The organism is Anaeromonas gelatinilytica, from assembly GCF_016820635.1.
In the GTDB taxonomy this organism is placed as follows: domain Bacteria; phylum Bacillota; class Clostridia; order Tissierellales; family SIT17; genus Anaeromonas; species Anaeromonas gelatinilytica.
This window is the reverse complement of the sequence record NZ_WSFU01000138.1, coordinates 68790-95454: the sequence shown is the minus strand read 5'-3', so window position 1 is coordinate 95454 and position 26665 is coordinate 68790. Positions and strand designations below refer to the sequence as shown.

Genomic DNA, 26665 nt, shown 5'->3' with positions numbered 1-26665 from the left:
TAGTATTTTTTCATTATAAATTTTTAATTTCACTCAATAATCATAAGATTTTCAGTGGCCTCCTATTTAGTAAGAAGTTTTGACAATATATATTATTATATACTATTTCTACACTTAATTTCTATTTCCCTATCATAATTAATGTATAATTCCCGACTCTACTAATACAATTTTTTTATATTCACAATTAATTTCTGCTTCTATTCCATAGGGTAGAATACACATTGGAAAGGTATGTCCAAAATTCATATTATATAATATAGGTAAATCATCTCTTCCTACTTCTTCTCTAATTACCTGTAGATATATCTTTTTATACTCGTTATAGTATTTCTCATTATTTGGTTTTCCAATTATAATACCGTTTATCCTATCAAACACTCCAATAGCAGCATAATTTCTAAGCCAACAAGTTAACCAATATGGATTTGGACTATCTTCACTAGTTTCAAAAAATAATATTTTATTATTCCATTCTTCTAAATTAGGCCATAATTCAGTTGCTTTTATCATTTCTAATACTTCTAAACAACCTCCTATCAGTTTTCCTGTTACTTTTCCTGTTCCTTGTAATATCTCATACCCATATTTTTCTGTATTCATTTTTCTTGTATTTTCAAAAGACTCTGCTTTTAATTTATTGAACTTATCTGATGTCCATACTTTACTTTGCTTTATTTCTTTTTTATTATTAATATTAAATATACTATCATATATTTCTTCTTTCATATAATTTGGTAATTTCCCTGGCTCAGCTAGTGCAAATATATCAGGTCCATAGAAACTTACTAGTCCAGCTTTATAACACATAAAATGATTAACCGTGGCATCTGAATATCCCATGAAAATTTTAGGATTATCTTTTATTATATTATAGTTTACATATTCCATTGTTCTTAATGTATCTTCTCCACCAGTATTAGTTATAATTGCATTTATACTTTTATCTTCAAATGCCTTCATTAAATCTTCTGCTCTCGCTTCTGGATGTTTATATATATACTCTGATCCTTTTTGTGAATTTGGCATTTCAACAACTTCAACATTATATAATTTTTCTAATCTTTTTTTACCTAGTTGATAACGATGATGCATCTTACCTCCAGCATTACCATCAGAGAGACTCACAGTGGCAATCTTATCCCCTTTTCTTAATCTTCTTGGTTTTATCATATTGACCTCCTTATCATATTTTCTACAGTAGATTTTATATACCTCTTAGGACTCCCTCTGAAATTGAAGTGAAAAAGAGATTTTGCTCTTAAATAATATCTTATTGACACCTTTAATTGATGTCTAATGTTATATTCTCAATTTCTAGTGCAGTTCTGGTGAACCCAGTAACATCGTCTAATACAGGTTTTATCAACTCTAAATTCATATTGATAAAATAGACACAATAAATTTAATAAAATTCATTCTTAAATGAATTGAAATATCTCTCCATAGGAGCATTGTCATATGAACAACCAGCTTTACTCACACTTTGTGTAATATTTTTGCTTTCACAAAATTCTATGAACTCTTTAGAAATAAATTAAGAACCGTGATCATTATGTAAAATTGAATTTTTATAGTTATTCTTATATATAGCAAATTCTCGAATAATAACTGGTTATATATTAAATTTATTATCTCACTTTACATATACTGATAATTCTTTCTGCTGTTTCTGTCTCTAAATCAATAATATAGTTAATACGTTCGAATACATTGTCTAGTAACTTTTGAATTTTCACTTCATTCATCATATAAGCAACTTTTGTAAACTTTAACCAAATAATTCTCCATTCTTTACTAGATTTTATTAATAACTCTACACATTTATTTAACTCAGTAACACCTGTTTTTTCAGCAATATATTTAATAAATTGACCATAATTTAATCTACTATGCGAAATATATTTCATTTGATAGAATAATTCATAAGAATATTCGCTGTTTTGTTTTCTCATTTCATCAATAAAATTATCTGGATTTTTTATTTCCTCAGCAAAGTCTTTTAATTTTTGAAATATATTTCTTCCATCAGTTTCAATGAATTTAGATTCTGCTCCTAATAATAAATCTTCTCTCCAACTTTTAAAACTTTTCTCAGGTGTTTCTTTCCTAAAAATAAAGTATCTTGTAAAACCTTTCTCTAACTCATCTATCGAAAAATCTTGTAAATCTTCAGTAACGTATGGATCTGAACAGATAAACTTTCTATTTGTTTCATCGTACCCTACAATTAAACAAAAGTGTTTTAATTCATACTTATGATAAACTCCCGCCCAAGGGCAATGATAAGCACTAAACTCTATACACACGGGATTCCCTAAAGTTAGCTCTTCTTTAACCTTACTAACAAAACTTCCATATGAATCTCCATCACAAGTTATTAGATTAATTCCGTGATATAATCTTAATTGCTCATGAGCATCAACAAGGCCAGGTATAGATAATCTTTTCCAAAAACTCGTTTCTTCATCATTTTTTTTATGATAGTCAAACACCCAAACCCCTTTAAATAGGTATTCATATTCGCTACCATAATAACATGCTGTATTGACAAGTGATGCCATCATACAATCACATATTTCTGTTTCTACTGTTTCATAATTTAATAAAATCATAAAATACCTCCTACATAATTAATTATTCAAATCAAATTCTAACTCTAAATTTAACATTCTAAATATGACTATAATACTTAATAAACTTATTAATTCAACACCAGATCTACTAAATAGTTACCCGCCAGATGAAAAAGTGAAATTAATAAAAGAACAGTAGTGAAAAAAAAATATCTCATACTATCTAATATCCAAACTTTAATATTCTTCCAATACTCATATTCCCAAAATGATTTCACACTAATTTTACTTATAAAAATTGCGATCAAAAAATCAACTATCATTAAATAATCAAGATTTAAGAGCAACTTTATCAAAATAATCATTTCTATTATTAAATATACTTTGAAAGTTAAATCTTTTTTATCTTCTTTATCCCGCTTTGAAATCTTACTATCTTCCTTTTCGCCTTTTACTACTTTAAAAGTTTTTTTTGCAATCAAAGAAGTTTTACTTGATAAATTGTTATTCAATATACATACACCTGAGTCTATATTTTTAGAAAACATCACGTAAGAACTAAAAAATGGATTCATTCCATCATGATAGTAAACATTTTCATCAATATTCTTATACCATCCAAAACCATAATAAACTTTGTTTTTTTCTGTCTTAGCATAATATAACTCATCTTGACTTTGTTTTATAATAGCTTTAAATTCCTCAGATACTTTACTGATGCCTAACTGTATTTTTATCCACTTACTCATATCTTCTGGTGTTGAATAAAGAAACCCTGCAGGTGCAAATTCATAATATGGTTTTATAATTTCTTTTCTATACCAAAGTTTTCTTTGTGTACCACTGATCATATTCTGTGCTTTTGATAGGGTGGCATAAGTATTCTTTAAACCTAGAGGTTTAAATATTGACATTTCCATAAATTGATGATAACTTTTCCCAGAAATACATTCTATCAAATACCCTAAGAGACAGTAACTAGCAGTAGTGTATTTAAAAATACTACCAGGCTCTTCAATTATGGGTTCATTAATAACTTTCTCTGCAATTGATTTTAATGAATCTTTTTTTTCACAAGAAGACATAAACTTATACGTATTGCCAGGTAGTCCTGAAGTATGATTTAGTAATTGTAATATAGATATATCCACTTTTTTACCATTCATTTTAAAATTCCATCCCATAGGAAGATACTCTGATATATTATCTTTAATATTCAGGTGACCTTGACTATCTAATAATAGAATTGCTAAAGCTGTAAAAGCTTTGCTATTTGACGCAATTTCATAAGTAACTTTCCTTTTTTCTAAACATTCTTTTGAAACTACAGTAAGAGCTATCTTAAAATTTTTACCTTGGCTTACATCTTCTAACAACTTTTGAATTTTATTATTATCACACACAATTTTACTCCTTAAATTTTTTATACTAATATATGATTATTTGAATCTGGCAATTTATATCTGTTTTCTCGTATGCTCTTTAACCCATCCCATTTCTCTGGTATATGATCAAGTAGTGTTTGGTAGATATCACTAATTACTTTTTCATGGTCTGTTGATATATCCTTTTCATATCTACTAAGTAGTGGTATATATACACTATTTAGAAAATTTACAAACTCTTCTGATTCTTCGTTTTCGACTTTAAGTTTTTTAGAAATTTTATTAATAACATCAAGAATACCACTACAATCATTAAGATCCTGATGAGCTCCAAAATCAATTAGAAATACACTATATTCTTTTCCTCGGATTATTTGTTCATAATCTTCAGAAATCATGATGTTCCTTATAGTTATATCATGATGTCCAAAACCTAAGCTTGTTGCAACCTTTAAAGTTCCAACAATTGAACATAAAATAGTTACCAATACATAAGGGTCAATTTTTTTAGACATAATTAATTCCTCAACTGTAACACCTTCAATATATTGCATTTTGAAATATTGTACATTCTGATCGTTGTAGTTGATATTACCACTTTCAATAAACGTAGTTGTAAATGGTGTTTTTCCACTTAAAGCTTTAACTTTGTATATCTCAGCATTAAGTGAATTTTTATCTCTAATCGGATGAAAAAACTTTATAGCCTCAGTTTCACTTGCTCGATAAACGATCCCGAACCTACCTTGTCCCAATAATTTCTCATAATTTGGATCTAGCATGTGACTACACTCAAAAGACTCATCTAGTATAGTTAATTCTTTTTTTTGCACTGCCAAATCTATATAATTTATTAACTCTTGAAAACTCTCATATATTTTAAAGTCCATCATTTTAGTATCAAATTCAATGTCATAATAATTTTCTAACTCAATGATGATTCTTACAAAGTTAATTGAATCAACACTTAAACTTCCTAAATTTATATCACCTTTACCACCATCAACATCCTTAACAATTGGAACACCAGTAACTTTTTCTATAATTGTCAAAACTGGTTCATATTTTTTTGAACTTTTTTTTCGTTTTTTATACAAATCTTCAAATTTAGAATGATCTACTTTGCCATTGCTGTTTAATGGAATCTCATCAATAACAAATATATTTTGAGGTACCATATAATATGGTAATCTATTTTTTAAGAATCGTTGCAAATACTCAACTTGTATAAGTTCTTGGCATACAACATACAAATCAAAAATATTAGAGTTGTCAAACTTTTTGAAATAAACTATAGCATCCCTTATTTTATTATTGAACTGTAAAGCGGTATCTTCTATTTCTTCTAGTTCAATTCTATAACCATTAATCTTAATCTGACGATCACATCTACCAATGATTTGTATATCTCCATCTTCAGTCATTTTAACAACATCACCAGTACGATAATAACGTTTATTCTCTCTATGTTCTAAAGTTTTAAAAGCTTTTTGAGTTAACTCAAGATTTCCTAAGTATCCATCTGTTAAACAATTTCCTGCAATTAATAACTCATGTGTATTATCCTCAATATATAGTTCTGAATTAGAAAATGCTTTTCCTATGCTTATCGTATTAGTATCAGTCAAATCAGCACAACTTACCCATATTGTTGCTTCCGTAGGTCCATACATATTAAATATCTTTGCATTAGTATATTTTTTAACCTTTTTCAAAAGAAACTTGGGAAATGCCTCTCCACCAATCAATAAATACTTTAATGACTTTAAAAATACAGTATTTTTTCCATCTTGAAGTAATAATTTTAATCGGGAGGGTGTGAGTTGAAGAAAATCCACTTTATTTATAGCTAAAAATTTGCTAATATCTGAATGACTTTGTTTTTTATTCTCTGTCACCAATAGTGTTTTTCCATTTACCAATGGGAATATAGTTTCTACCAGGTGAATATCAAAAGAAATTGATGTTAAAAAAGCCACTTTTTCAAAATTTTCTACATCAAACACATCTCTCATAGATTGTAAAAAAGTCCAAAAAGATTTTTCGCTAATAGCAACCCCTTTAGGACTTCCTGTAGTTCCTGAGGTAAATATGATATAAGCAGTTACTAGATTTTTAGAACATTCAAATACTTGAAGTTTCTCGAAACAATCAAACTGCAATATTTCACAATCAAAAATCTGACTCATTCTATTCTGATTATTTGTGATAATATTTTTGCAATTTGATTGATTTATAATTGTTTGAATTTTTGCATCAGGAAATGAGCTGTCTATGGGTAAGAAAGTTCCACCAATCTTCATAATTGCTAATATGTAAATAATATAGTGAATGCTATTATCCATAACTACGGCAACAATATCATTGGCATTAATATTGTGATCTAATAACTGATTTGCAAGCCAATTAGACTTTAACTCTAATTCTCCATAGCTTATTTTAGTTCCTTCACAATCTATTGCAATTCCATCTTTATTTTTATTCACTTGTTTTCTAAACGCCTCTATTATCACAATTAACAAATCCTTTGCTTTTTATTTTATGTCATTGTTTTTGTTGACTTGTATTTCTCAGAAATTTCACTATTATTAATATAAATTACTTTAGTTATTAACCTTGTCGGATAATTTCTCCCATACTTCACTTTCAATTTTCGAAATTTTACTTAAATACTGATTAACCTCTTTAGCATAACTTTCAGTTTTTTTATAACTTGATATATTTACAATTTTTTGAATAATTCTCCACACATACCCCCAATATTCTTTGCTGGTTTGAAGTAATCTCATCTCTTGATAAAAATCTGCTTCGGTATTTTCAGTAATGTATTGTAAAAACTCTATATAATTATATCGACTATAATAGTAAACTCTAAAGAAGTACGTAAATTCATATGCTTTATAAAGTTTCCAATCTAAATCTGCTAATTCTTTATAACTGTCTAATACAAACCCACCAAATTGTTTTATTTTATCAAAGCTTTCTTTATTATTTATTAATGCAGCACGAATATCTTCTTTCCAGTGGTAATTAATATCTTGAGGCTCCCCTTTTTTCTTAAATCGATGATCATAATAATATCCTTCAAGAAATTCATTATAAGGTAATTCTGCTAGTTCAGTATTAAAAAATGGATCTGAAATGTAGAAAACTTCTTTTTCTGTATCATCACCAATTATTAGACAGTTGTGCATAAATCTTAGTCTTCTATAAGCTATTGTCCATTTACAGTTACATGCATTTAAACAAACACATACTGGGTTACCTTCTTTTAAATCTTTCCTTATAATCTCAATAGCCTCTTCTGCCATTCGATCATATTCAACAATTGTTTCAAGTCCATGTTCTTTAGTTAATATTTCTCTTGTATCTACATATAACGGTACTTTCATAGAGTGAAAAATTAGATTTGAACTTTGGACATCATAATCAAATCCCCAAACGCCTTTATAAATACCTTGATAGTCTGTACCATAGTACTCTGCAACATTTATAAATACTGATGCAAGGCAATTTAACGCTTGTTGATTATTTATTTTAACGTCTAAATATTTTCCTTCCATAACTACTCTCCTTCTCTAAATCTTTGTTACCATGCCATATTTCCACAACTTCATTAGAGTTCTTTTTATTTCATCATTAGAGAAATCAATTTGTAATTGACAAAGTTCAATAATGCTTTTATCACTTTCATTAAGGTGTATAAGAATACATTTAAATAGTTCATAATTATAAACCAATCCATCTGAATCATAAGATTTAGGAATGTCTTTATTTCTAAATAGATCACCGACTTTAGTGATAGTAAACTTAGATTCTTCTGTAATCGTCTTTGTTGCATAATTTGAAAAATTGTTAAAATAGTCAGGTAGATATAATTTTTCAACATCAAACTCTTCATTACTTTTTTTTGCTAAAGCAATTTTATTTTTCCATAATTTATCATACTGATCTATGATTACTTCCCAAGAATAATTTTTAAGGGCTCGCTTTCTTGATTCTAATCTCATGTTTTTTAATAACTCGTTATCATCTATTAAGTTCTGAAAAGCCTCTTCATATTTTACTAAATCAACTACTACAGATTGTCCTAAAAGATAATGATGCATTTGATGTCGTCTATCATTATTACTTGGTAACATACCAAAATTATTAATGTCTTCATCACATTTTAACCAATATGTTGGAATACGGTAACCTGTAACACCATCATCAACAGTGTCTCTATAACCGTCCCAATCTGATACAACTTGAGGAATTCCACATGCCATAGCTTCAATTGGAGTTATCCCAAAAGTCTCTTGAACATTGTCAATAGGCGATGTAAACACATCTGACATACTATATAACTCATTTCTGGTTTGAATACTATGATTTTTCATAAACACAACTTCTTCTTCTATATCTAAGTTTTCAACAGATTTTTCTAATGCTCCAATATAATCAAAACGCTCGTCTTGATATCCGGCTAGTACTAGCTTTAATTTTTTATCTTTATTCTTCCTCACTAAATTTGAGAAAACATGTAGTAATGGATACAGATCAGCTTTATCACAAGCTGAAAATCTCCCTAACCATAAAATAACAAATTCATCATTAGACAACCCATATTTCTCTCTTAACGGCTCTTTTTCCATAGGTTTAAACTTATCTGTATTGATTCCTAATGGAATTTTTACCAATTTAATATTTTGTTTTGTTTTTGTAACAGTTTCAGTTTTCTCTAAAATCTTTTCAGCCGTTTGAAATACAGCTTCAGAAGTACATATTAAAGTATCATAACTCTTTAATGGTAATGTAATCATTGGATAAAAAAAGTTTTTAAGTAATTCTTGGTAACTTGCACAATGAATTGTAAATGTTACTGGAATATGTTGTCCTAATGCTTCTCTCAATGATACTAATTCGATGAATTCATTGCTTACATTATGCAGAACATCTACATTTAAATTATCACGACATTCTTGTGAGAATATTAGATCATATTCACTTATCATACTTATTTCCTTCTCTACGTTAGATTTGAATTGTATCTTTCTACTTTTTCTTTTTATCATATTTTGTTGAAATTGCTGAGGTTCTACCAAGCAACTAATAGTACTAGCTTTACTATATTCCAAAATTGAATCTAGTAATTCATTAACAGCAATATCATAGCCATAAACCATCTTTTGTTGCACTGGTGGTCTTAGTGATTCCCCCATTATCCCAACATTTAATCCAGTTCTACACATGTTATTCTCCCTCCAATAAGTCATCCTTAAAGTTTATTTTTTATAATTCATAGCTGTCAATAATTGAACCCATTCATTTTCTAATTCCACAATCTTTTCAAGTTCTAAAATTAACCTTAATTGCGTTTCATTTGTCATTCGATTTGAAAACATGATTTTTGCTATTAAATTTCTAATAAAAGTCCAAGCCTTTAATATTTGATAAACTTTTATGGTTACTTGTTCATCATTAGTATATAAATTTTCAAACAAATATTTTTCCCATTTTTTTTGTTTTACGATATCATTTATTCCATCCAACATCAATTCAAGTGCATGGTTATCTTGTTTTATTATTTTCAAATTTTTATTTATAGACAACTGGAATTTTTCTAAATCTAACAAACCTTTTTTTACAATTGATCTATGTGCTTCTCTATTGTTCATTAATTGTTGTTTTATAGTTTCTAAACTTAATTTAACACTCTTCTTTTTCTTAAAAAAGTATAGAAATTCCTTGTTACTGTAACTTTCATTACTCTCCTTCATCTTGCAATAGCTTATATGAGCTTGTTTTATGGATTCATAAGGTATTTTTTGTACATGAAAATCAATAGACTCTCTATTAGATTGGTCTAATACGTAGAGCTCTTTTGTAATATTATTAAATCCATGTATTAAAATACTATGTGGCCAATGAACTTTATGGAATAAATCCTGCCTATTGCTCAAATAAAAACAATCTACACTTAATATAACTAACATATCTTTTTTTATTAAATTAATTATTTCACTTATAACGGACTGAGAAACTCTTTGTTCAGCGACTTTTATACCTTCATTACCTAATAATTCCTCGTACTCGGTTTCGAATTTGATGCGAGTTTGTAATTTTATTATTCCATTTTCATAGAAATTAGAATAATAAGGAGTTCCATTAGACATCAAAGAAAGAATATTCCCTTCAAAATACCTAATGACAGGAAATAGAGCACTGTGTATACAAGAATAATAGAAACAATCATTAAACGCTTCTATTTCTATTTTCTTTTTTTCATTTATTTCTAAATCTCTGGAATCTAACACCTAACTACACCTCATTTTCTCAATGCCATACTTACTTAATAACATTTTTTGTATATCTATCTTTTTAGATGGTTTTATATTTTTTAGAGATAATACCTTATCCATTTCATCTAGTGCTAAATAGATTTGTTCTTTTGTAGGTTCTATTTCCTTATCAGATATTTTTGAGTACAAATTCATAATTATATCATATGATTTTTGTGCTTCGCTAATAGATTTTTCACTTATATTAGCTCTCCACTTGTAAGCAATCATTTGATGTAAGCACTCTCCAATTATTGGTGTAGAGTAGCATAAGTTTTTACTACTTTGTGTATACAATTTATCAAAATTATAGCTTGATACTTTTCTAATGGTTTCATAATTATCCCATGTTAAGGTCATACCTAAATGTGAATCGAAGGTCTGAAATAATGTACTTTCTGATACTTGTAGAAATCTAAGAACACCTTTTTTTATTAAATACTCCATTGCATCAACCCACTTAATAGGACTATAAATTTGCTCTGTTAAAATATAAGGAATACTCCACGATGCGGCATATGATATTCCTGTAGTGCTTGAAATAACAGGTATTTTTAACGGTTTATATTCGAATTCATGAACTAAATCTTGAAATTGCTTCTCTATATTTTTCATAATTGGTGAATGAAATGCACAACTTGTATTCAAATACTTGATATTAGTATCCTCTAGTCTCTGACTAACTAATTCTAAAGCTTCTTTATTTCCAGATATTACAGTCTGAGTTTGACTATTATAATTTGCACTTACAGCAATTAATCCTGTTTGTGCTGAAACAGATTTACAAATTTCATCAACATGCTCCTTCTTTGCTCCTATAATTGCCATCATACCTTCATCACTATTAGTAATGTCATTCATTAAACGCCCTCTCTCTTTTACAAGGATAAGTGCATCTTCAAATGCTATTCCTCCAGCTACTGTTAAAGCTGTAATTTCACCTAGGCTATGTCCCAAAAGAGCAGTAGGTTTTTCTTTAATCTTATTTGAGTAGTATTGATATTTTGAGTACTCTAACATAAATATTAATGGCTGTGCTAAATTTGTTTTAAGGTTTCCTATATTAGAAACTGTAAGTAGTAATTCTTTCAAAGGTAATCCAGTGATTTCTTCTGCAATTTCAAACATTCTTTTGGTTTCTTTACTATTCTCATAGATCTCTCGATTTGGTAAAGTATTATAGTTACCTTGCCCTTGGAAAAGTGTTGCATATTTGATAATTTACACCTCCCTACTTTTATTTAATATTAATAGTACTTTTTTAACATCAGCTCATAGTTTTTCAGCTCATTTTCAATAGAATTCAATTCCTCTATCCATGGTTTAAGGAAATTTTCATCTTCATATATGTACATAGCTTCACCTGCAATAATTTTCTTACATATATTAATAATATATTCTCTATCTAAAATGTATAATTTCTGAAAAAGCATCCTTATATCATCATCTACACCAAGGTGTTCATGTTCTTTTGAGATATAAGAAATATAATTCAAATTAAAAACTGGTGATACAAGGTCAGCCCACTTTTCTACTAAGTTATAACACAATTCTGTTCTCGAATCTGAAAAATCATAATTAAAGTCATTATTACGATACAATCGCTTGTTTTTAACGTATTCAAAAACTTCAGTTCCCGTTGTTGCAACAACACGACTACCAACTGATAATGGTCTTGTGATATTGTAATTTTTTTCATAATATTTCATATCTTTCATTCTATTACAAAATTCTAACACTTCCTCAATTGTACTTGTAGGATCAAAAATTAATATTCCTATTGTATAATATAACTCTAACTTCTCTACTATTTTTACAGCTTTTATATTTTGCTCAACTGTAACATTTTTTCTATAAAACTCTAATTGTTTTTGTACAAAACTCTCTATTCCAATGTTAACACTATAAAGGCCTATTTTTTTAAATCTCTCTACAAGATCAGGTCTTTTTACAATTTCATTTGCACGGAAATCACATAAAAATTTAATTTTTATTCCTCTCTCTAATATAAGTTTTTCAAATTCATCAAACCATCGTTCTCCAACTTTCGATGCTATATGAAAGACACCATCACTAAATGAAATAAACTCTATATCTGATTTTTTTTGTAAGTATTCGATTTCATCAACTACATTTAAAGGTGAACGACGACGATATTTTTTACCTTCACATTTATTCATAAACTCACTAATCCCACAATAGTTACAAACTCCATAGCAACCTCTTGAAGTAATTAATGAAGCAATTCTTCTGTCTTGTACAAAGGGTCTAACTGGAAACGGTATCATATCCAAATTATCAATTAACTTTCTCTTATTAGTGATTTTAACTTCTTTATCTTCTTTATACGCAATACCATCAACTGTTTTCCAATCTTTTCCCTCATACAAATTTTTAACTAACTCTAAAACTGTTATTTCACCTTCACCAATTACGCAACAATCGATTTGATCTTGGTTTTTCAAAACTAGCTCTGGTACTAATGTTGGTAAAAAACCACCTGTAAAAAGGAAAATATTTGGACATCGGCGTCTTATCTTACTAATTAATCTAGTGGTGTTGAGGTAATTGTAATAATAAGATGAAATCCCTACAACATCATATTTATTACTTTTAATTTTATCTACAATTTCATTCAATGTAATATCCTCAACAGGACATTCGATTATATCGGATTCGAAATTATCTTTACGTAATACCGATGCAATATAACCAAGTCCAAGATGTGATAAATTGTAAGGGTTAATAAAATATTTATTACGAGTACTTAATGGTGATGCATTTTTATTTTCATTTACTTTTGATGGATTAATTAAACATACTTTCATTTTTACCTCCTGACAAGTCATAGCTTCGTAAAGAATACAAATATATTGACTTTTTTACTTATTATCCACTTTCTTACAAACGAAATTAACTATATCTTCAACTGTTTGAAAAATAGCCATGTCCAATTCATCATCATCAATTTCTATATCGAATTCATCTTCACATGCAATTAGAAATTGAATATATGTAATTGAATTAAAATAACTACCTAAGTCACTCTTTAAATCAATTTTACTTTCTAATTGACATTTCTCTTTAATTAAAGTAAGTACTGTTTGACTAATATTTAGATTTTCCATAAAAATCCTCCTTGTATATAATCTCTATATCTCTTCAGAGATAAATTAAACAGTCTAATATTTCTTGATAAAATTTATTGAAAGTTTATGCAGTCATTTTCTTTTCTATTATAGAACATACACTTTCAAAACTTCCAAACATTTCATAGTTTAATTCATCATCGTCAAAGAATATCTCAAATTCTTCTTCGATAGCAACAACTACTTTAATAAACGTCAGAGAGTTAATCCCTATTTTTAGGAAGTCATTGTTGCCTAATTCTTCTACAGTAAGTGGTTTTTCTCCAATCTCACTAATTACTTTTGCTAATCTTTTTCTAATCATCTTCGTATACACTCCTTAATGTTATTTTTAAATTATCTATATATGACTGAAATACTTCTTCCTTAACTGCGGCACTTACTCGAATCCATACAGAATTACACATATCTATGTCTTCGCCACAAAAATAACTTTGACTTAATACAGTCATCTTCAATGACTCAGTTATCTTGTTACAAAAATCTATTTCATCAAGATTTATATCTATAGGAATTCTAATACAGAAATTATAACCTGACTTTAATTCTGTTATAGATAATAAATATTCGTTTAATTCTTCTTTACAGTACTTATAATTTTTAAATACAATTTCACTATTTGAACTTACTTCATTTTTAAAGTCTTCCATTAACAAATCTAATTTCTCGGTTTTGAAAATTGGTTTATAGATTTTTTGATATTCACTATTTCCCATAGTCAATAAAATAATATTTCTAAACTGACGTATTAATTTTTTCTTATACTGAAAACCTTTATAATGTAATAACCTAAAAAACAGATCAATAAGAACTGCATTTTCATACATTAGTCCATGATTATAATAGTTTACTTCATTTAAATAAGAAACATATTCTATTAACTCATTATTATTTGAAAAGATATAACCCAATCTTGCTCCAGCAAGACTTCGTGTTTTTGAAAAGCTATTTATAATAATTACTTCTTCTTCAGCTTTAGCCTCAAGGATTGCCTTACAAATATTCACAAATTCATATTCTGAGGCAAGCTCGTCCATCTGACATTTATCAATTACTAACAAACTATTATTTTCTTTACAACTTACTATAATTTCAACAAGCTCTTGATAACTGTAGATTTCTCCAGATGGGTTAAATGGTAGTGTTAAAACCACCACTTGATTCTCCATCATTTTTATACTACTTCTAACTTCTTCAACTGAAGGTGCGATAGTGTCTTTATTACTATTCATTAAAGTTTCTATATCAAATCCAAATCTAACTGCACATACTTTAAATAAATAGTAATTTAATCCAAGTAAAAGTACTTTTCTACAACAATGTTTTGCCGCTAAATAAGAAAACAAATAGTTAATGGCTGCTGTAGCACCAGATGTAACTGAGATATGTTTACATATTTTCTCATTAGGTTCTACACTTTCACTACATAGCACCTGTTCATATAATTGGATACCATAAGTTAATGAAGGATATCCTGATGTTGCTGTATAACCACACATTCGTTCTCCATTCATTATGTCTCTTCTTATCATTTTTCTATATAGTTCTGGTGCCAAGAAGTTGTTTATTCCATTGGAAAGACTGTGAGTTAATGAAATATTATTTGCAAAATTTGCTAGTGATTTTTGATCTTTTTTGTTTTTATTCATCAGAAACATTTGATACCAATTTTCCACAGAACTAATTCCTCCCTACTATTCTTACTTGTGGTTTTGGCTGAGAGTGAAAATTATTGCTATAACAAAGTGAATAAGCTCCATAATCAGTAAGCTGTAATCGATCATTTTCAATAATTTCTTCCCTCAAAATACTTTGAAATAATAGCTTTTTCATACTAGTAGTATCAAAGAATCTGTAGTATGTCCTTCTACTCTTTCGATTTTCTTCTAAGTTAATAACTTTCCCTGGTTTACGCATAACTCCAGTAGGTATACCTGAATCTATAAAAACATCTATGAATCCATTTTGTTCATAAGTGGAAATAACTGTTGTTATAACACTACCAGCTGTATTTATAATAGATGCTCCTAGTTCACACATCCACTTTAATGTATATTTTCCAGACATTACAATCATTTTGTTTTTCAACTTATCATATGTTTCCTCAGAACAGTCCAATTTATAACTTCCACCTATATTTACAATCATTTCTCTGTTAAATCTACTTAGCAATTGATCAATTTTATCTAAAGCATTTATAGCTGGCTCTAAATTAGCATGATTACTAATATGAAAACTTATACCATCAATGTGCATAGAATACTCTTCTAATATATGCTCCATTTCTTCATCTTTTATACCATAGCCAATAGCATCATCTGATAAGTTCGTTACACAAATTCTCATGATTTTCTTAGCATTTGGAGCAAGGATTAATAACAATTTTAGTTCTCTCATGCTATCAAATACAAAATGTCCACATCCAATTTGATAAATTTCTCTAATTAACTCTTCTTTCATAACAGGTAATCCACAATATATCCTTTCTTTCTCTATATTTAATTGTTTTAATGTTTTTGTTTCTTCAAGACTCGAAATTTCAAATCTAGCATTTAATTTAGACAACACACCTGTTACTTTACTATTAGGATTAGATTTCATTGAATAAAAAACCTTGCACGGCGACAACAACTCACTCATTTTTTTAAAATTTTCTTCAATAACTCGTTCATCGAACTGATAATATGGTGTTTTCATATGTCACTTCCTTTCTCAGTTTTCAATATTTTTTTGCGTAAGTGGCAAATGGTTTCGCTAAATTTTTCTTTTAATCTTAATACATCTTTTTCTGTGTACATTTCCTTTGAATAAGTAATTAAAATATTGCTATTTTTTCCTAGAGTAATGTAACTTCTAAGAGGTAATGCTAAAAATCCATAATCTTCGTAAACTTCAAATTGTCCTTTTTGTTCTACAATGCTATGATTTAGAAATACTAAACCATGATTGTTTATAGCTTTTTTAAGAATACTTGTATCTATTCCAACAGCTTTTGTAATGTCATCAATTGGCAATGGTTGTAAGTTTCTTTGCTTAAGTAAATCAGAATTAATCATCTTTAGGACATCCAATTCATCTTCACTACAGTTGACTCTTAAAGGTGTAATATGAGAAAAAATACCGATTGTATCAAGCATGCCTTCAAATTCTGCATTCCTGCCTGAGCTTGTTATTGCAATTATTACATCTCTTGGTTTTGAATCCTGCTGTAAAGCACATGCATAACAGAAAGAAAGTATAGAGGCTTTTGAAAGTTTGTAATTATGACTAATTTTTTCAACTATTTTAAGTTCCTCATTAGTTATATCAAAGACATTTGTATTTATTTCATTTACGATAGGTTGAGTATAGCTCTTCTCTTTAGACTCACACTGGAAATTTCCAAAATGTTGTTTCCAATAATCAACAGTATTTTCTTTAAAGCTTTTTTTGTTTAATAAATTTATATAAGATTGTCGATTAAAGTCTTCTTTACTTGTATCTGCACCATCATACAACATATTTAATCGTTCTAAGAACTTGTCCATACTCCATCCGTCAATTAAAGATGTATAATAGAAAATTAAAATTTCTGCAGTTCCATCGCTTTTTACAAAAATATCCATACACATTAGTGGTGGTGTTTCAAGTTTAAATCCTTCTTTCCTTCTAAGATTCTTTATTGCTTCAATATCATCTGAAACATCATTTAGTATCTTATGCACATTAACATTTGGTATTACTTTCTTATGAACAATACCTACAGGTTGTTTAAGACCTCGCCAATAAAAAGCTGTTCTTAAAAATTCGCTAGATATAATGGCTTTTTCAAAACTCTTCCGAAGTACATCAATATCTAAACTCTTAGGAGTTTTTAAATGGATGTATGAAACATCAAACTGTTTTCTTCGATTTACAATATTAGTAGTAATCATGCTCACTTCTTGATTTGTTAAAGCGTATACAGCTTCTGGTTCCTTTACTTGACTAAGTAATTTATTTAGTCTTTTAGAGTCATGTATATTTAAGTTTTCTGATACTCTTATGTCATTTTTATCTTCGCTGAAAATATTTTCGATTTCCATACAACATTTCTTAACTGTATCAATAAGATGATTCACATCTTCTTTCGTGTGTTCAGTAGATAAAAAACATGTTCCACCCTCCCATACATAAATTGAATTGTATATAAGTTGATATTGTAATAATCTGAGCTTTTGAATGTTTTTAGAAATAAAAATGAACTGTGAGCAGAAATGCTCTACTCTAATATCTATTTCATTTTCTAAAAACCAAATATTTAAATCTTCTGATAAATAAGTAGTTAAACTATTAAGTCTGTTGTAAATCGAATTACCTTCCCTTTTAAGTATTTTAATGACAGCAGAAACAGCAGCAATAGTTAAAGGATGTCCATTAAAAGTTCCTCCTGTATTCACTGTAAAAGCACTTTCCCCAGAATCCGATAACTTAGACCAACCTTTGTGATCAATCAAGTCCATATATTCACTCTTACCACCGAAAATACCTATTGGAAAACCTCCACCAATAACTTTACCATAAGCAACTAGATCAGCTTCTATTCCATAATAGTTCTGTGCACCACTATAACCGGATCTAAATCCAGTAATTACTTCATCAAAGATTAATAAAATCCCAAGTCTCTTTGTCAATTCCCTTAGGTTTTTAATGTACTCTTTTGGTCTTAAATCTGGATTTCTACTTTGTACTGGCTCTACTAATATTGCAGCCACTTCATTTTGATTGTTTTCTAAGAACTCAATTATCTCTTCGTCTCCAAATTTAAACATCAATGTGTCATCCACTAATTTTAATGGTGTTCCTAAGCTTTTAGGAAATACTCTATAATCTTGGCTCTGGTAATCTTTTTGAACAAATACAGAATCCATAGTTCCATGAAAAGAGTTTTCAAACAATACAACTTTATTTTTTCCCGTATAGGCTCTAGCAATCCTCATTAGGTTCATTATAGCTTCAGTTCCTGAGTTACAGAATGATAATCTTTCAACACCTGTAAGGTGGCTCAATTCTTTGGCTACTTTAAATGGGTCTTTATGCAATGGTCCTAATACAATACCTGTCGAAAGTGTTTTTTCAACCGCTTTAGAAATTTCCTCATTGTTATATCCAAATAGATTTGCACCAAATCCCATAGAAAAATCTAAATATTCATTTCCATCTATATCCGTTACTTTAGCACCTTTTGCAGCATCAACTATAATTGGATAAGAGAGCTTCTCTAGGTTTTTCGTCTGCCCCATTATAAATCTACCATTTGCCCAATGAATATTATCAGAATGTATTAATTCATATGATTTAATTGATCTTTCTATGTACTTTTTAGAAAACACTTCTATATAGCATTTAAGATTGTAATCATTCCAGCTATAAGAATTCTTTGTTTTTCTATCATGATACACTTGTACAGATCTATTTTTGTTTTTTTGTTTTAATTCAACTTCACATTCTTCTGGAACATTTTTAAAAATATATTCAGATAATTTTTCAATTGTGTTAAGTTCTTTAAATAAATTTTCAATACCTATTTCAACACTATACTCAGAAATGACAAACTGCTGAATTTGTATGATAGTTATAGAATCAAATCCCAGTTCGTAAAAATCTAAAGTTTTATCAATAGTGTTATTTGGAAATAGTTTTTCTACTTTATTATAAATTGTATCCACTATACTATCCAATGATTGAATAGTTATTACTTTTTTTTCAACACTTCTTTCATAACTACTTGTATACTGTGATTCTTCATCAATCCAGCATCTTCTCAAATTAAACTTTGGTTTGTTTTGTGTAGAATAAACTTTTACCTCATTAGACTCATATGGCCATTGTTGTAGTATGATATGACCATTAGTACCACTTAATCCAAAGCTACTTACACCACACAATCTAGTATTATTTGAGTTAACTTCCCAATATTGATTTTCAGTAGGAATGAAAAATGGTGATGTCATAAAGTCTATTTTTCTATTTGGTGCAATAATTTGATTATTAGGATAAAACTCTTTATAAGTAAGTGAAAGAACACCTTTTAACACACCTAATAAACCTGCTACCGAATCTAAATGCCCATATAATGACTTAGAGGCACTTAAAGCGCAGAATCCTCTAACATCCGTATCCTTACTGAAAGTTTCTGTTAAAGCTTGTAATTCAATTGGATCGCCTAATTTTGTAGCTGTTCCGTGTGTCTCTATTAATCCAATATCCGATGCTTCTTTATTAGCATTTCTTAATGCTCGGTATATAACTTCCGATTGTGCTGAACCATTTGGTGCTGTAACACTGCTAGAAAGACCATCATTATTAATAGCACTGCCTTCAATTGTTGCATAAATCTGATCATTTGCCACTTTTGCATCTTCTAGTCTCTTAATAACAAAACTGATACTTCCTTCACCTCTTGCAGTTCCATTTGCGTGATCAGAGAATGTATTTGCATGAAAGTTTGGAGATAATACATCTGCCTTTTGCTTTTCTGCTATATCAGAAAGTTCGATTAGGTTTACTCCACCTACTAATACCAATTCACACTCACCATTTTGTAAATGCATGCAAGCATTATGTAATGCTACTAACCCAGATGAACATGCTGAATCTACTAAATAAGATGGTCCTTTTAAGTTAAATAAATGTTGTAATCTATTTAACATAACTGGCTTTACATTGTTCAAAGCCCCTATTTTCGCTTTCGATGGATAATATGAATTTAAGTACTCACAAAATCCTATATCTTCAGGTTTAGCTCCAATTACAGCTACATTTAATCCATACAATGTATCTCTGTTATAACCAGCATCATATAAAGCTTCAGTAGATGTACTTAAAAATAGTTTAAATGATGGATCCATCGCCTCTGCTTCTTCGTAATTAATTTTGAAAAATTCATTATCGAATAAATCTATATCTTCAAGGTTAGCAGTTAAAGCCAATCTATAATCTTCAGTATCATACCCTCTTGTTTTAAGCATTTTCATCTCATCTTTTAGTCTCTGTCCTTTAGGAATAGACATCATACTGCTACCTCTAAGAAAAACATTTCTTAACTCTTCTAAATTATTAGCACCTGGTAATTTAAATGATAATCCGACAATCGCAAACTTATCATTATATTGTTTTGTTACTATTTCATTAGTCTCATCCTTTTCACAAATATATTGACTTAAACTTTTAATGGTTGGGTATCGGAATAAATCAGTTACATCAACATCATATTTTTCTACAATCAACTCATGTAACTTGATAATCGATAAGCTGTTACCACCAGCTTCAAAGAAACCATCATCTATACTAAATTTTGAATGGTTTAAGATTTTCTCCCAACATTCTGATAGGAATTTTTCTACTTCCTTAGTATTTGAAAATTCCTTCTTCCTACTTTCGCTTAATAATTCTATTGGTACTTTTAATTTTCCAGAAACACCAATTGAAAAATTATCTATTTTTATAATCTTTGTAGGCATCATATAATACGGCAATTTAATACTTAACTCTTTTCTAATGTCATTTTCACTCACATGTTGAGATTTTTCTATCGTATAGTATAAAACGATAATTTTACTTCCATTCTTGCCTTCTTCAACAATAGCTATCGATTCTTTAATTGCTGGCAAACTTTCAGCCATAAACATAATTTCTTCTAGCTCAATTCTAAACCCATTTATTTTAATTTGCTGATCTTTACGTCCTAAATATTCAACAATTCCAGAAGGATGCATTTTAACAATGTCACCTGTGGCATAAATTCGGTTATCAAATCTAGAATAATCCATATTTGTGATAAATTTTTCTTTTGTTAAATTTGGTAAGTTTTTATATCCATCAATTAGACCTATACCAGATATATATAGTTCTCCACAAGTTAGAATTGGACATTCGTTTTTATTTTCGTCTAAAATATAAATATTCATATTTTGAATAGGTTTCCCGATTGGAACAACTTTATCATGACTTTCTCTTTGATATTTATGACAAATGCATCCTACAACGGCTTCTGTTGGTCCGTATTCATTAAATAAATCTACTTTATACTTAAATAATCTATCAATTTTAGCTGCTAATTTTCCAGTTAATTGCTCACCACCTATAATAATTTTTTGTATATTCTCACTGACCAAGTGATTTTCTTCAATTAATTTTAAATGACTTGGTGTTACTTTAAAGATTGTTACTCGTTCACTATTAATAACTTCTATAATACTGTTAGTTCCATTTCCAAATGTACTTATAGAGTGTCCATACAACAATGGCATGAGCATTGATGTTACTGTCATATCTACTGCAGGAGATGTAAAGAAGGCAAAATTTTCCCTTCTATTAGAACAATACTCTTTGTTTGCCCAATTTAAATAATTGACAGCCCCTCTCTGAGTAATCACACAACCTTTTGGTCTTCCCATACTACCTGAAGTATATATACAATACACATCATCATTAATATTTCCTCTACAAATTGATTTGTCATTGTTCCACTTCACCAAATCTTTAAATTTAACATTCTTAATATCCGAAAAAGTTTCTCCTTCTTCTGAAATCAAAACTTGAGCTCCACTATCAGCAAGTACATATTCTAATCGTTCTTCAGGATATGTGTCATCTAAAGGTAAATAAACCCCTCCAGCTTTTAAAATTCCAAATGTAGCTATAAGAATATCAACTCTGTTTCTTAAATTGAATGCGACTATTTTACCCTCTACATCAAAGGTCGACAATCCATTTGCAACTCTATTAGCTTTTTCATAAATCTCTTTATAAGTTAAGGTATCTTCTCCATACACTGCAATTGTATCTAATATTTCTAGACACTGTTTATCAAATAATTCTTGTACTGTCTGTGGGGCTATTTCTACTTGTTTACCTCTAAAAAATCTGTCATCTATAGCAGAGGACGTTTTTAAGTCAAAATATCCTATCTCTTGGTTAATAAAAATCTGTTCTAAAATATATTTATAAGAATTCACATAAAATTCCATCATTTTTTTTGAGTAAAGGTTTTTATTATAATTAAAAGAAAATTCAAAGTTATGACTCTCTTTATATGATACAGAAATATCAAATTTAGCATGTTTTTGAATACTTTTTATACTTTCAAAATAAGTAGAATTGTCTAATTCTTCACCCATATCAAATTCCTTAAAGAACATCATCTCAAAAATTGGGTTTATATCAATATTCTTATAAGTTTCGATAGAGTTTACAATCTCGCCATAAGTGAAACTATTATGTTCTAACGCCTTACTGAATTTATCACTAAGTTCAATTAAAATATCAATAAAAGACCCTTTTTCGTCAATATTAATTTTTAAAGGTATTATCTGTAAATTCATACCTAAATCCGAAAATGAATTACGATCAACCACATTTGTACCAATTGTTAAATCTTTCTTATTTATAAATTTAGATGCCATAATAAAGAAACATGTATATAATACATGGAAAGTAGTTACCCCTTTATCTTTCGCAATTTTCTCTATTTTCTTTTTAGTTTCTTCATCAATTATAAATTTTAAAGAAGCAAACTCCTTAAACTTTGAGTTTATATATATATCACATGGTAGTGCAGGGGTCTGTGTATTTTTTCTAAATACATTCATCCAATAATCCTTAGAAGTTAATTTTTTGTCTTTTGATACTTCTTTGTATTTTACTTTTTCAATTTTATCTACTTTTTGACCATCTAATTTCTTTACTACATTTTTAATCAATATCTGAAGTGTCACATAATCGCATATAATATGATGTATATCAAATAGCAAGTATTTATCCTGTCCATCAACATTTAAGAATTCAAACCTTAATAATAATTCATTTAATTTGAATGGTCTAACAAATGCTTCCATATAACTTTGTAGACTCTCCTTAGTAATATTTGTCTCTTTAAACTCTAATTCCGAATAACTTAATTGTTCTTGTATTAATTCACCATTATTCCATCTAAATATCTTTCTTAAATAATCATTTTCCTTAACTAAATCACTTATTGTTTTCCAAACCTTCTGAGTAGATAAAGATGATTTTAATTTTATAGACACACCTAGGTTATAAGCTGTGTTATCTTTATTAATTAGTTGAATTGCCGCCATTCCCCTTTGGATATCACTGATTTTAAAATGAGAAAATTGATTAATTTTATTCTCTGATTTCTTATAGTCAATTAAGTAAGCTAATTCTGATAAGTTAGTAGTTATATAAACCTCATTAGTTGTTATCGAAATACCGAATTTTTTCTTAATCTCAGTAACTATACTAATAATCATTAGTGATGATCCACCTAACTCAAAAAAGTTTGATTGCTGCGTTATTTCAGTAGTAGTACCTAGAATTTTAGACCAAATTTCAATTAACAAGTTTTCTGTATCTGATAAATTTGAACCTTTTATTCTTTTGGATAAATAATTTTCATAAGCTTGAATCAATTTAGTTTTCAGTAGTTTTCCATGAATTGAATAAGGTAACGACTTCACTTGAAAAAAATCACTCGGAATCATATAACTGGGTAATTCTTTACTTAATTTAGTCTTTATTACTTGAGTATCAATTTTTTTTCCTGTGTAAAATGCAACTAGTTTCTGTGACTTACCTCTCTGACTAAATATAACCTCTACATCATCAAATTCACCACTATTTAATAGAATTGATTTAATACCCTCACATTCAATTCGAACACCATTATATTTAATTTGATTATCTAATCTACCTACAACAATTAACTCCCCCTCTAAATTCCAATAAGCTAAATCGCCTGATTTATAAGCTCTCAATCCGTCAGACAATGTTATAAACTGCTGGTCAGTTAAATCAATATTATTAATGTAGCCATCTGCTAAATTTGCTCCTATGATATACAGTTCACCAAATACTTCAGGAGGAAGATTTTCCTTGGTACTAGATAAAACCCTTAATTCTGTGTTATGTATAGGATAGCCGATTGGTACAGTTCCTACTTCAACATCTCGCTTACAGAGATAATAACTCACTTCGACGGCAGCCTCTGTAGGACCATATAAGTTGTATACTTTTATCTTGTAGTCTTTTGACATCTTATAAAACTTGTTTACAACAGCATAATCTAGTACTTCTCCACTACAAATTACTTTGCTTAAAGATCTTATTGCTTCATTTCGATTAAACACTTCAATATAATTAATTATTTCTTTAAACATTGAAGGTACAAAATGTATATAAGAAACTTTAAATTTTTCTACAAAATCTAATATTTTTTCTGGGATCTTTTCGTAACCTTCTGGTAAAATAACCAGTTTATGCCCACTAAAGAATATTGAAAAAATTTCAATTAATGAAACATCAAAAGTTATCGGTGTTTTAAATAATTGGACTTCATCACAAGATTGAATCATTTCTTTATGATTCCAACTTAATCTATTCATAATCGCCTTATGTGACACTTGAATTCCTTTCGGAACTCCAGAAGTCCCAGAAGTAAAGAATACATAAGCTGGAGTCTCGTTTGAAATAGAAATAGATGCCAATTCTGTACTTAAATCGTCCTGCATCATAACAGTTTCATAAGGAATTACTTGAGTAGCAAATCCTATTTGCCCTTCAGATGTTGAGTGTATAATAGCTTCAACCCTTGCTTGTTCTAAAATAGCTTTTACTCTATTAGTAGGGAATTTTGGATTTAGAGGCACGTATACAGCACCTGCCAGTATAACTGCATATGTTGAAATTAACATTTTATGAGATCGATTCATGGAAATTGCAACTTTACTACCATAACTAATACCAATATTTTTTAAGTGATTAGACAATTTTAGTGATTTTTGTAAAAGCTCTTCATAAGTAATTTCATGTGACCCATCAACTATTGCAATTTCATTTGAATATTTATTACAACCACATACAATAAGAGATGCTAAACTCCTTTTATCCTCAATATTAGATTCCCAAATATCTGACCGTTGCCATGCTTTTATTTTGTCTTTAATAGAACTTAAAAAAGATATCTTGTTAACATTTTTAACACCTTTAATAACAATATCTTCTAATATATTAATATATAAGTTGGCTATCATTTCTAACTGTCTATCTGATAAGCTGCCTTCAGCTGACAAATATAATTCAAAAGACTCTCTTCCCATTATCTGAGCTACTAAAGGATATGAAATACTTTCTTGAAAATCTATTTTTTCTATATTGAAATTTAAATCTTTATTTAATTGCTTTAATTCAAGGGGATAATTTTCAACTACTAAAATACTATCGTAAATAACTTTTCTTTGACTTACTTTTGTACTCTTAAAGATCTCCTTATGATTTGCTAATTCATTTTGAATTAAAGATGATAGTATGGTTGAAATTCTTCTAATCAATTGATCAATATCATTGGTCAACTTTACTCTAAGAGGTAAATTTCTTATAAACATTCCGATTGAATCTACATCAATAAATTCATTGTTTCGTCCTGAAGTTACAGTTCCAACACATATATCCTCTTTTCCTGTTAAAAAACCTAATAATATTGACCAAGCTAAATACAATACTGTAGAAGTTGTAACTTGCTTTTCCTTTGAAAACTCTAATAATTTATGAGACAACTCGTTCCTTAATACAATTCTATATTCTGTATTTTGCTTCAATGTATTTGTTGGAAAATAATCCATTATACTAAATGGCTCATATCCTTCAAAATAATCCGACCAAAAGTCGTTGACGTCATCTTTCCCTAACTTCTTTTTTTCTTTATATAAATGTTTAAGATACTTTCTTTCTCTGCAATCAATTATTTGTTTATTCTTCAATTGACTATAAATTATAAAAAGTTGTTTTAAAAAAACTGATGTACTCCAACCATCCATGATTATATGTGAGTAATGAAACTCTAATTCTTTACCATTATTATTTAATCTAATAAACCATGGTTCGTATTCAATTTGTAATTTTCTATCAAAATCATCAGTATAAATTGGTATATTGATATGATTTAACACAATTTGTAAAGGAATGCTTAAACCTTTCCATTTAAATACTGTTCGTAGAGAAGGATGTCGTTTTATCATATATTTTAGTGCTTCATATAATAAATCTTTATCTAGTCTATGAGATAACTCTAAAACAACCTTTTCATTATAATTATATTCACCTTGTTCAATAGAAAACAACATTTCGTGTTGTAAATCTGTTAATTCTAATATTTCTTGACTCTGTTCTTTTAAATTATCATAAAACACAATTTCACCTACCTAACATTATTA

Annotated in this window: 14 protein-coding genes and 1 pseudogene; all 15 read right to left on the bottom strand. The window is 28.5% G+C overall.

Annotated elements, in window-relative coordinates; translation table 11 throughout:
• Window positions 1-138: 138 nt before the first annotated feature.
• On the bottom strand, window positions 139-1173 hold the full coding sequence (locus tag GOQ29_RS13850) for a S66 family peptidase (RefSeq protein ID WP_203373263.1): 1035 nt from the start codon (window positions 1171-1173) through the stop codon (window positions 139-141).
• Window positions 1174-1414: 241 nt separating this feature from the next.
• Window positions 1415-1564, bottom strand: a pseudogene (locus tag GOQ29_RS14750) (IS3-like element ISRgn1 family transposase); the annotation flags it as partial.
• Window positions 1565-1631: 67 nt separating this feature from the next.
• Entirely contained in the window at window positions 1632-2615 is a 984-nt protein-coding gene (locus GOQ29_RS13845) for a C39 family peptidase (RefSeq protein WP_203373262.1), read from the bottom strand.
• Between the two features lie 89 nt (window positions 2616-2704).
• A complete protein-coding gene (locus GOQ29_RS13840) occupies window positions 2705-3979 on the bottom strand; it encodes a serine hydrolase domain-containing protein (protein ID WP_203373261.1) in 1275 nt (424 codons plus the stop codon).
• A gap of 20 nt (window positions 3980-3999) precedes the next feature.
• Window positions 4000-6474 (bottom strand): amino acid adenylation domain-containing protein, encoded by a 2475-nt coding sequence (locus tag GOQ29_RS13835; RefSeq protein ID WP_203373260.1) that lies wholly within the window; start codon window positions 6472-6474, stop codon window positions 4000-4002.
• A 90-nt stretch (window positions 6475-6564) separates the two neighbouring features.
• Window positions 6565-7524 carry a BtrH N-terminal domain-containing protein gene (locus tag GOQ29_RS13830; protein WP_203373259.1) on the bottom strand — a complete coding sequence of 320 codons (960 nt, stop codon included), beginning with the start codon at window positions 7522-7524 and terminating at the stop codon, window positions 6565-6567.
• 15 nt (window positions 7525-7539) lie between these two features.
• Window positions 7540-9195, bottom strand: coding sequence for a glycosyltransferase family 4 protein (locus tag GOQ29_RS13825; RefSeq protein WP_203373258.1), 1656 nt, complete (start codon window positions 9193-9195; stop codon window positions 7540-7542).
• A 33-nt stretch (window positions 9196-9228) separates the two neighbouring features.
• Window positions 9229-10260, bottom strand: coding sequence for a cysteine peptidase family C39 domain-containing protein (locus tag GOQ29_RS13820; RefSeq protein ID WP_203373257.1), 1032 nt, complete (start codon window positions 10258-10260; stop codon window positions 9229-9231).
• Window positions 10261-11412 (bottom strand): ACP S-malonyltransferase, encoded by a 1152-nt coding sequence (locus GOQ29_RS13815; protein ID WP_203373256.1) that lies wholly within the window; start codon window positions 11410-11412, stop codon window positions 10261-10263. It abuts the gene before it with no gap.
• Window positions 11413-11531: 119 nt separating this feature from the next.
• On the bottom strand, window positions 11532-13112 hold the full coding sequence (locus GOQ29_RS13810) for a B12-binding domain-containing radical SAM protein (protein ID WP_203373255.1): 1581 nt from the start codon (window positions 13110-13112) through the stop codon (window positions 11532-11534).
• 54 nt (window positions 13113-13166) lie between these two features.
• Window positions 13167-13412: a phosphopantetheine-binding protein gene (locus tag GOQ29_RS13805; RefSeq protein WP_203373254.1), complete on the bottom strand. Its 246-nt coding sequence runs from the start codon at window positions 13410-13412 to the stop codon at window positions 13167-13169.
• Between the two features lie 85 nt (window positions 13413-13497).
• Window positions 13498-13737 carry a phosphopantetheine-binding protein gene (locus tag GOQ29_RS13800; RefSeq protein ID WP_203373253.1) on the bottom strand — a complete coding sequence of 80 codons (240 nt, stop codon included), beginning with the start codon at window positions 13735-13737 and terminating at the stop codon, window positions 13498-13500.
• A complete protein-coding gene (locus tag GOQ29_RS13795; protein WP_203373252.1) occupies window positions 13730-15109 on the bottom strand; it encodes a pyridoxal phosphate-dependent aminotransferase in 1380 nt (459 codons plus the stop codon). The genes GOQ29_RS13800 and GOQ29_RS13795 overlap by 8 nt, the downstream gene beginning before the upstream one ends.
• A gap of 4 nt (window positions 15110-15113) precedes the next feature.
• A complete protein-coding gene (locus tag GOQ29_RS13790; RefSeq protein ID WP_203373251.1) occupies window positions 15114-16130 on the bottom strand; it encodes a hypothetical protein in 1017 nt (338 codons plus the stop codon).
• A complete protein-coding gene (locus GOQ29_RS13785; RefSeq protein WP_203373250.1) occupies window positions 16127-26641 on the bottom strand; it encodes a non-ribosomal peptide synthetase in 10515 nt (3504 codons plus the stop codon). Before GOQ29_RS13785 ends, GOQ29_RS13790 begins: the two co-directional genes overlap by 4 nt.
• Window positions 26642-26665 lie beyond the last annotated feature (24 nt).